The organism is Luteibacter sp. RCC_6_2 (genome assembly GCF_041360655.1).
Lineage (GTDB): Bacteria > Pseudomonadota > Gammaproteobacteria > Xanthomonadales > Rhodanobacteraceae > Luteibacter.
Genome location: NZ_JBFUPQ010000029.1, coordinates 1 through 5,696 on the forward strand (window position 1 = coordinate 1; position 5,696 = coordinate 5,696).

4 protein-coding genes are annotated in these 5,696 nt (G+C 65.7%); 2 read left to right on the forward strand and 2 right to left on the reverse strand.

Annotated features, from left to right (window positions below; translation table 11 throughout):
- Positions 1-149: 149 nt before the first annotated feature.
- Together AB6730_RS18765 and AB6730_RS18770 are read right to left on the reverse strand one after the other, a co-directional pair.
- Positions 150-1,544, reverse strand: coding sequence for a sigma-54-dependent transcriptional regulator (locus AB6730_RS18765; RefSeq protein WP_371025109.1), 1,395 nt, complete (start codon positions 1,542-1,544; stop codon positions 150-152).
- A gap of 67 nt (positions 1,545-1,611) precedes the next feature.
- Positions 1,612-3,300, reverse strand: a complete 1,689-nt coding sequence (locus AB6730_RS18770; RefSeq protein WP_371025112.1) for a PAS domain-containing sensor histidine kinase — start codon at positions 3,298-3,300, stop codon at positions 1,612-1,614.
- A gap of 141 nt (positions 3,301-3,441) precedes the next feature.
- Between AB6730_RS18770 and sucC the strand changes: the two genes are divergently transcribed.
- On the forward strand, positions 3,442-4,650 hold the full coding sequence (gene sucC, locus AB6730_RS18775) for an ADP-forming succinate--CoA ligase subunit beta (RefSeq protein ID WP_371025110.1): 1,209 nt from the start codon (positions 3,442-3,444) through the stop codon (positions 4,648-4,650).
- 14 nt (positions 4,651-4,664) lie between these two features.
- Positions 4,665-5,540: a succinate--CoA ligase subunit alpha gene (sucD, locus tag AB6730_RS18780; protein WP_371025111.1), complete on the forward strand. Its 876-nt coding sequence runs from the start codon at positions 4,665-4,667 to the stop codon at positions 5,538-5,540.
- The last annotated feature ends 156 nt before the right edge of the window (positions 5,541-5,696 follow it).

Consider the following 5,696-nt stretch of genomic DNA (forward strand, 5'->3'; position numbering starts at 1 on the left):
TCCGCTCTCACCTCCAAGCCTAGCCCTTCGGAAAGACACAAGCCGACCTTGTCGGCGATCCCGCGGCAGCGGGCCAGGTCACGGCAAGCACCCATCGCCGCTGAAGCGGCTCCCACAAGAGTCGGCTTCCGCCGGGGATTGAAGCAACCTCAGTCGATCCCGAGCTTCTTCAACTTGTACCGCAGCGCCCTGAACGTGATGCCCAGCTTCTTCGCCGTCGCCGTCTTGTTGTAGCGCGATTCTTCCAACGCCTTGATGATCGTGTCGCGCTCGATGTTGGAGATGTAATCCTCGAGCGAGCCGTCGGTCGCGGCGCTGCGCACGGCATGTGCGGCGGAGGCCGGGGCGGCGGCTTCCGTCACGGCAGCCAGCGTGGGCGTGACGGTGCGTTGCGGCAGCATCAGGTCTTCGGCTTCGATCGTGTCGCCTTCGCACATCGCCATCGCGCGTTCGAGGATGTTTTCCAGTTCGCGGACATTGCCGGGGAACTGGTAGGCCTCCAGCGCGGCAAGGGCTTCGGGACGCAAGCGGCCGGGTTCGCCGCCAGCTTCGATGGCCAGCTGGCGGAGGATGAAATCAGCGAGCTTGGGCACGTCGCCGCGACGCTCGCGCAGGGGCGGGACGCGCAGTTCGATGACGTTGATGCGATAGAAGAGATCCTGTCGGAACAGGCCTTGTTCGACCAGCGCCGCGAGGTTCTTGTGCGTGGCCGAGAGGATACGCACGTCCACCGGAATCTCATCGCGGCCGCCGATGGGGCGCACCGCTTTTTCCTGGATGGCGCGCAGCAGCTTCACCTGCATGTGCAAGGGAAGTTCCGCCACCTCGTCAAGGAACAGCGTACCGCCCTGGGCGGCCTGGAACAGGCCTTCCTTGTCGACATGCGCGCCGGTGAAGCTGCCCTTGCGATGGCCGAAGAACTCGCTTTCCATCAACTCGGACGGAATCGCGCCGCAGTTCACCGGCACGAAGGCGCCGGTCGCGCGCGGGCCCATCTCGTGGATCAGGCGGGCGACCAGTTCCTTACCGACGCCGGACTCGCCGGCGATGTAGACCGGCGCCTGGTTGCGCGCGAGCTTGGCGATCTTTCCCCGAACCTCGGTCATCGCCGTGGAATCACCGATCAGGCGATCGGCACCGGGCGACGATTTATTGCCAGCCCCGGCCTTGCGCTCTTCCGAGAGGCGAAGCGCCGTGCGCACGAGGCGGCGCAGCAGGTGGATGTCCACCGGCTTGGAGACGAAGTCGAAGGCGCCCGCCTTCAGCGCGTTGACCGCCGCGTCGACGTTGCCGTAAGCCGTGATCATCGCCACCGGCATGTCCGGATGGTTGGTGGCGATCAGCTCGATGATCTCCTGGCCACTGCCGTCGGGTAGCCGCATGTCGGTGAAGCACAGGTCGTAGCGCCGGGCCGCCAATGCGCTCCGCGCTTCGCTGACACTCCCCACGGCGTCGACGTCGAGTTCCATTCGACCGAGTGTGATGGTCAGCAACTCGCGGATGTCCCGTTCGTCGTCGATGACCAGTACGGTCTGCTTGCTCATTAGGTCCGACAGGTTCGGTGAATAGTCCAAATGTAACCGCCTGGGCGGGATACGCAAAGGGCGGGGTTCACGCCCGTGCCGCCAGGGGAGCCGCGACGGCCGTGCGCGCGGGCGGCGTCAGGCTGATGCGGAAGCAGCTGCCGCCGCCGGCCACGCGCACGTATTCCAGGGCCGCCTGGTTGGCCTCGGCCATCTGCCGGGCGAGGTAGAGACCCAATCCCGTGCCGTATTCGTGCGTGGTGAAGAACGGCTCGAAGATCTGCGCGGCCACCTTGGGTGGGATGCCCGGGCCACGGTCGATCACCTCGAGGATGGGGATGCCGGCCTCGGAATGCCGGGCCACCAGCATCACCCGCGCCGGCTCGCCGGGCAGGCGGCCATAGCGCAGCGCGTTCTGCACCAGGTTCCAGATCACCTGCTGCAGGTGTTGGGGGTCCGCCACGGCGGCGACCGGTTCGCTGCCGGACACCGCGCGCAGGATGTCCGAACCCAGGTCGTTGCCCTGGCGGTACTCGGTGACGAAGTGGTGCACCCACTTGCCCAGGTCGAGGGTCTCCGGGCGCGACCGCTCGCGCCGCGAGAGTTGCAGGATGTTCTCGATGATCTCGTTGAGGCGCGAACAATGGTTGTTGATGATCTCGACCATGCGCAGGTCGGTATCGTTCATGTCCGTGGATTCCGCCAGCAGCTGGGCCGAATAGTGGATCGCGGCCAGCGGATTGCGGATCTCGTGGGCGATCGACGCGGACAACCGCCCGAGCGAGCTGAGGGTGAGTTCCTCGGCCCGGCGCGACACGAGGGAGGTGTCGTCGAGGAAGATCAATACGTGCGAGTCGTCGTTCGGTGCCAGGCGCGAGAAGCGCGGCACCACTTCCGGCGTGCCGTCGGCGAGCATCGTGGCGCTCTCGTCGAGCTTGCCGGAAGTGCGCCAGTGGTACAGGCGCCGGGACAGCTCGGGCGCGAGGCTGCCGAGGTCGCGCTGCTCGGCGGACGGGTTGCCCATGAGCATCCAGGCCGATTCGTTGAGCTGGTGGATACGGTTGCTTTCATCCACCAGCAACACGCCGGTCTTCATGCGCCGGATGATCAGTTCGTTGACCTGGGACAGGTTGGCCAGGTCGATGCCGCGCTGCTCGGCCAGCGCCTCGGAAGCCCGGATATTGCGGCCCAGCACGTAGCACAACGAGGCGCAGGCGAAGTAGGCGGCGCCGAAGAGGCCATATTCGACCATCTCGCGGTCGGTGCCGTCGGCCGAATCCAGGTCGAAGACCGAGTGCCCGAGCATGCCCAGGGTGGCAAGCGCGGCGAAGAACATCGACAGGCGGAAGGGCAGCAGCAGGGCCCCGGTGGCGATGTTCACGGCCAGCATCATGGCCACGCCCATGCGCACGTCGTGCATCAGCACCAGGGCCAGCAGGGCCGCGGCGATATCCAGGGTGAGGCCGATCGACACGATCAGTACCGGCCGGTTGAGGGTCTGCCGGGTGCGGGCCACCATCACCAGGGCGGCCAGCAGGTAGGCCAGGGCGAACAGGCGGGCGAATACCGGTTCCGGCAGAGCCGGCCAGTTCATGTGCTCGGGGCGGAACGCCAGCGCGGTGTAGACCGCGGCCTGGCCGAGCCGGAAGTAGTTGAAAAAAAAGAGTTCGTGGCGCGCGGTGGACTGGTTCGCGCTGGCTCGGACGGCGATGGTCGACGCGGGCGTGGACACCTGGATGCTTCTCCGCCGTGGGCCCCCGGGGCCGTGAATGGCCATCAGTATAGGGGGGCCGGCGGCGCCGTCCACCGGCGGATGCGGCATCGCCCCTTTCCATCCGGGGCGCCTTCCGGGAAAATACGCGGCCGTATTGCGTGAAATTGGCGCAATCGATTCATCCCCCCTCCCCGTGCAGGCCTCGTGGCCCGCACGCATTCACACGTTTTCTCCGTTCGCTCGAGGTATCGAATGAATTTCCACGAGTACCAGGCTAAAGAACTGTTCGCCAAGTACGGCATCGCCGTGCCGCCGGGCAAGATTGCCAACTCTCCCGACGCCGCCGTCGATGCCGCCAAGCACCTTGGCGGTACCCAGTGGATGGTCAAGGCCCAGATCCATGCCGGTGGCCGCGGCAAGGCCGGCGGCGTGAAGTTCTGCCGCAGCCTCGATGACGTCCGCGCCGCCGCCAAGGGCATGCTCGGTACGAACATGGAAACCTACCAGTCGGCCGGCCGTGCGCTGCCGGTGAACCTGGTCCTGGTCACCGACGCGACCGACATCGCGAAGGAACTCTACCTGTCGATCCTCACCGATCGCGACACCAAGTCGATCTCGTTCATCGCCTCCAAGCACGGCGGCGTCGACATCGAGCAGGTCGCGCACGACACGCCGGAAGACATCCACACCATCGTGGTGGACTTCGTCGAAGGCCTGCAGCCGTACCAGTGCCGCGACCTCGGGTTCAAGATGGACCTGAATCCGAAGCAGGTGGGCCAGCTCGTCAAGATCATGATGGGCCTCTACAAGCTCTTCAACGAGAAGGACCTCGCCCTCGTCGAGCTGAATCCGCTGGCTATCCTCGCCGACGGCAACCTCGCCGCCCTCGACGGCAAGGTGAACTCCGACGACAACGCCGAGTTCCGCCACGCGGACCTCGCCGCCATGCGCGACCTCACGCAGGAAGACGCCGCCGAAGCGGCCGCCGTCCAGCACAACCTCAACTACGTCACGATGGACGGCACGATCGGCTGCATGGTCAACGGTGCCGGCCTGGCGATGGCCACGATGGACGTGATCAAGCTGGCAGGCGGTGAGCCGGCCAACTTCCTCGACGTCGGCGGCGGTGCCACCAAGGAGCGCGTCACCGAGGCGTTCAAGCTCATCCTCTCGTCCGACAAGGTGAAGGCCATCCTGGTCAACATCTTCGGCGGCATCGTGCGTTGCGACCTGATCGCCGAAGGCATCATCGCGGCCGTGAAGGAAGTGGGCCTGAAGATTCCGGTGGTGGTGCGCCTGCAAGGCACCAATGTAGAGAAGGGCCGCGAACTGCTGGCCAACTCGGGCCTGGCGATCACGCCGGCCGACGATCTCAACGATGCGGCCCAAAAGGCCGTGGCCGCCGCGGCCTGAGGAGCGAAAGCAACATGAGCGTCCTGATCAACAAGAACACCAAGGTCCTCGTCCAGGGTTTCACCGGACAGCAGGGCACCTTCCACGCCGAACAGGCGATCGACTACGGCACCAAGATCGTCGGTGGCGTGACCCCGGGCAAGGGCGGTTCCGAACACATCGGCCTGCCGGTCTTCAACACCGTGCGTGACGCCGTCGACCAGACCGGCGCCGACGCCTCGGTGATCTTCGTGCCGCCGCCGTTCGCCGCCGACTCGATCCTCGAAGCCATCGACGGTGGCATCAAGGTCATCGTCGCGATCACGGAAGGCATCCCCGTGCTCGACATGATGCGCGTGAAGAACGTGCTGAAGTCGCACCCGGACGTCGTCCTGGTCGGCCCGAACTGCCCCGGCGTCATCACCCCGGGCGAGTGCAAGATCGGCATCATGCCGGGCCACATCCATAAGCCGGGCAAGGTCGGCATCGTTTCGCGTTCGGGCACGCTCACGTATGAAGCGGTGTTCCAGACCACGAACGAAGGCCTCGGCCAGTCCACCTGCATCGGCATCGGCGGCGACCCGATCAACGGCCTGAGCTTCATCGACTGCCTCAAGCTGTTCCAGGACGACCCGCAGACCGAAGGCATCATCATGGTCGGCGAAATCGGCGGCAGCGCCGAGGAAGACGCGGCGGAGTTCATCGGCCAGTACGTGAAGAAGCCGGTCGTCTCGTTCATCGCCGGCGCCTCGGCTCCTCCGGGCAAGCGCATGGGCCACGCCGGTGCGATCATCTCCGGCGGCAAGGGCACGGCGGCGGCGAAGTTCGCCGCGCTGGAGAAGGCGGGCGTGACCACGGTCAAGTCCCCGGCCGACCTCGGCAAGACCCTCGCGGGCCTGATGAAGAAGTAAGCGTCACGCACTTCGGTGCATGATGAAAAGCTGCGGCCTTCGGGCCGCGGCTTTTTTTGTGCCTTTGTGGAAGCCGACTCCTGGTGGGAGCAACTGTCTTTTTCCTTTGGCTCCTCAAGGCGCAGTGGATCGCCAGCCGACCTGATCACGGACCAT